The sequence below is a fragment of the uncultured Pseudacidovorax sp. genome, assembly GCF_913773995.1.
In the GTDB taxonomy this organism is placed as follows: domain Bacteria; phylum Pseudomonadota; class Gammaproteobacteria; order Burkholderiales; family Burkholderiaceae_C; genus Xenophilus.
Map to the genome: position 1 here is coordinate 1 of NZ_CAJYES010000099.1, position 3,696 is coordinate 3,696.

General features: G+C 69.7%; 4 protein-coding genes. All 4 read left to right on the forward strand.

The window, feature by feature from the left end:
• Window positions 1-647: ABC transporter substrate-binding protein (locus tag QZ772_RS08730; RefSeq protein ID WP_295524796.1), on the forward strand; the 647-nt coding region annotated here is incomplete at its 5' end.
• Window positions 648-659: 12 nt separating this feature from the next.
• Window positions 660-1,601 (forward strand): ABC transporter permease, encoded by a 942-nt coding sequence (locus QZ772_RS08735; RefSeq protein ID WP_295524798.1) that lies wholly within the window; start codon window positions 660-662, stop codon window positions 1,599-1,601.
• Window positions 1,602-1,605: 4 nt separating this feature from the next.
• Window positions 1,606-2,478 (forward strand): ABC transporter permease, encoded by an 873-nt coding sequence (locus QZ772_RS08740; protein WP_295524800.1) that lies wholly within the window; start codon window positions 1,606-1,608, stop codon window positions 2,476-2,478.
• 13 nt (window positions 2,479-2,491) lie between these two features.
• A partial coding sequence (locus QZ772_RS08745) for an ABC transporter ATP-binding protein (protein ID WP_295524802.1) occupies window positions 2,492-3,696 on the forward strand: 1,205 nt, incomplete at its 3' end.

Genomic DNA, 3,696 nt, shown 5'->3' on the forward strand with positions numbered 1-3,696 from the left:
CCTTCCTGCGCACGCAGGTGGGCACGCCCGGCCTCACGCGCTACTGCAAGAGCATGTTCCCCTGCGGCACGCTGTACGAGTCGGACAAGACGGGCGAGTACACCGGCATCGCCAACCCGCAGAAGGCCAAGGCCCTGCTGGCCGAGGCCGGCTACAAGGGCGAGCCAATCGTGCTGATGCGCCCCTCCGACAACGGCACCATCGGCAAGCTGCCGCTGGTGGCCAAGCAGCAGCTGGAACAGGCCGGCTTCAAGGTCGACATGCAGAACATGGACTGGCAGACCCTGGTGGCCCGCCGCGCCAAGAAGGACGCGCCATCGGCCGGCGGCTGGAGCATCTTCATGACCTCCTGGACGGCCTCGGACATCCTCAACCCGCTGACCATGGCCATGATGAACGCCACCGGCGACAAGGGCTGGTTCGGCTGGCAGGACGACCCGAAGCTCGAAGCCATCAAGAAGCAGTTCATCGCCGCGACCTCCGACGCCGAGAAGAAGAAGCTGGCCGAGGCCGCGCAACTGCAGGCCTTCCAGAGCGTCACCCATGTGCCCGTGGGCCAGTACAACCAGCCGGCCGCCGTGCGCAAGGGTGTGAGCGGGCTCGTTCCGGCGGGCGCCCAGGTGTACTGGAACATCCGCAAGCAGTAAGGCAGGTCGGCCATGCTGAGCTTTCTGGGCAAACGCCTGCTCGCCACGCTGCCGGTGATCCTGGTGGTGGCCATCGCGGTCTTCATGATCGTGCGGCTCACCCCCGGCGATCCGGCGGCCATCATCGGCGGCAACAGCGCCACCAACGAAGACCTGGACCGCATCCGCGCGCAGCTGGGCCTGACCCAGCCGCTGTGGACGCAGTTCGCCACCTGGGCGGGCAACGTGCTGCAGGGCGACCTGGGCTTCTCGTTCTTTCTGAACAAGCCGGTGGTGGCCCTGATCGGCCAGCGCATCGAGCCCACGCTTTCGCTGGCCATCGGCACCCTGGTGCTGGCCGTGGCCATCGCGCTGCCGCTGGGCACGCTGGCGGCCTGGCGCATGGGCGGCTGGCTGGACAAGGGGGTCATGGCCTTCTCGGTGGCCGGCTTCTCGGTGCCGGTGTTCGTCATCGGCTACGTGCTGATCTATGTGCTGGCAATGAAGCTGCAGTGGTTCCCGGTGCAGGGCTACCGCCGCATCGGTGAAGGCGTCGGCCCGTGGGCCCGGCAGTTGGTGCTGCCCTGCCTGACGCTGGCCGTCACCTACGTGGCGCTGCTGGCCCGCGTGACCCGCGCCGCGGTAAGCGAGGCGCTGACCGAGGACTACATCCGCACCGCCCGCGCCAAGGGCATCGGCGAGCGCACGGTGCTCAGCCACCATGCGCTGCGCAATGCCGCCGTGCCGGTGGTGACGGTGATCGGCGTGAGCGCGGCCCTGCTGCTGGGCGGCGTGGTGGTCACCGAGACGGTCTACGCCATTCCCGGCCTGGGCCAGCTGACGGTGGATGCGGTGCTCAACCGCGACTTCCCGGTGCTGCAGGGCGTGGTGCTGTTCTTCGCGCTGATCTACGTGGGCGTGAACCTGCTCGTCGACGTGAGCTACCTGTTCCTCGACCCCCGCATCCGGTACTGAAGCCATGGGCACCTTCCACAAACTCTGGCGCCACGGCGCCGTGCGCGGCGGCACGCTGGTGCTGCTGGTGCTCACGCTGCTGGGCCTGATGGCGCCCTGGCTGGGCACCTTCGACCCCTCGGCCATGGACGCCACCTTCATCACCGTGCCGGCCGGCACCGCCGGCCAGGTCACGCTGCCGGACGGCGCGACAGTGCAGCACACCTTCTGGATGGGCAGCGATAGCGTGGGCCGCGACGTGTGGAGCCGCGTGCTCTACGGCACCCGTATCTCGCTGCTGGTGGGCGTGCTCACCGCCTTCCTGGCCATCGCGCTGGGCTGCACGCTGGGCATGGTGGCGGGCTACTTCCGCGCTGCCGATGCGGTGCTGATGCGGGTGATGGACGGCCTGATGGCCATCCCTGCCGTGCTGCTGGCCATCACGCTGGTGGCCATGCTCGGCGCGAGCCTGCCCACGGTGATCCTGGCCATCGCCGTGCCCGAGGTGCCGCGGGTGACGCGCCTGGTGCGCGCCCTGGTGATCGGCCTGCGCGACGAGCCCTTCGTCGAGGCGGCCCGCGCGCTGGCCACGCCCAATGCCGTGATCCTGTGGCGCGACATCCTGCCCAACGCGCTGGCACCGCTGATCGTGCAGGGCACCTTCATCGCGGCATCGGCCGTGCTGACCGAGGCCATCCTGAGCTTTCTGGGCCTGGGCCTGCCGGCGGAGGTGCCCACCTGGGGAAACATCATGGCCGAGGGCCGCGTGCTGTTCTCGCAGGCGCCCGGCAATGTGCTGTGGCCCGCGCTCTTCCTGGTGCCCACCGTGCTGGCCATCAACCTGCTCGGCGACGGGCTGCGCGATGTGCTCGATCCCAAGTTCTCCAAGCGCAGCTGAGCGAGGTGTGACGATGAAACCCCTTCCCACCCGAATCGCCGCCGGCGAAGCGCTCCCTGCCTCGTCCGCCCCGGTGTTGGAGGTGAGCGGCCTGCAGGTCGCGCTGCCCACAGACGCCGACCGGCCCCATGCCATCGAGCGGCTGGACGTGCGCATCGAGGCCGGCCGCACGCTGTGCATCGTGGGCGAGTCCGGCTCCGGCAAGTCGGTGCTGGCCACCACCGTGATGGCGCTGCTGGCCAAGGGCCTGACCATCACGGGCGGCGACATCGTCCTGGCCGGCGAGGCGCTGCTGAGTAACAGCAAGTACCTGCCCGAGAAGCGGCTGCGCGCCCTGCGCGGCCAGGTGATGGGCATGGTCTTCCAGGAGCCGATGACCGCGCTCAACCCGGTGCTCAGCTGCGGCGAGCAGGTCGACGAGCTGCTGCGCAACCACACGGCACTGACGCCTGCCGAGCGCAAGGCGCGCATCCTGCAGGTGTTCGAGCGCGTGCGCCTGCCCGATCCGCAGCGCATCTTCTCGAGCTACCCGCACCAGCTGTCGGGCGGCCAGCGCCAGCGCATCGTCATCGCGATGGCAATCATCCTCAAGCCGCGCCTCCTGATCTGCGACGAGCCGACCACAGCGCTGGACGTGACCACGCAGGCCGAGATCCTCAAGCTCATCGCCGAGCTGCAGCAGGAGCAGGGCAGTGCGGTTCTATTCATCACGCACGACATGGGCGTGGTGGCCGAGATCGCCGACGAGGTGATGGTGATGCACCGCGGCACGGTGGTGGAGCAGGGCCCGCGCGAGCAGGTGCTGCGCACGCCGCGCGAGGACTACACCCGCATGCTGCTGGCCGCCGTGCCCGGCATGGTGCCGCCGCCACCGCGCGCGTTGCCCGGCGGCCCGGCGCTGCTGGCCGGCCGCGCGGTCGGCAAGACCTACGTGCGCCGGGACTGGCTGGGCCGCGCCAAGCCCAACACCGCGCTGCAGGACGCCAGCGTGGCCGTGCACCGCGGCGAGACGGTGGGGGTGGTGGGCGAATCGGGTTCGGGCAAGTCCACCTTCGCGCGCTGCATGATCCGGCTGATCGACCCGAGCGAGGGCACGATCACCTGGGGCGACCGCGAGGTGCAGTCCCTGTCCGAATCGCGACTGCGGCCGCTGCGCTCGCGGGTGCAGGTGGTGTTCCAGCACACCGACAGCCCGGCGCCAGATCGGAAGAGCGTCGT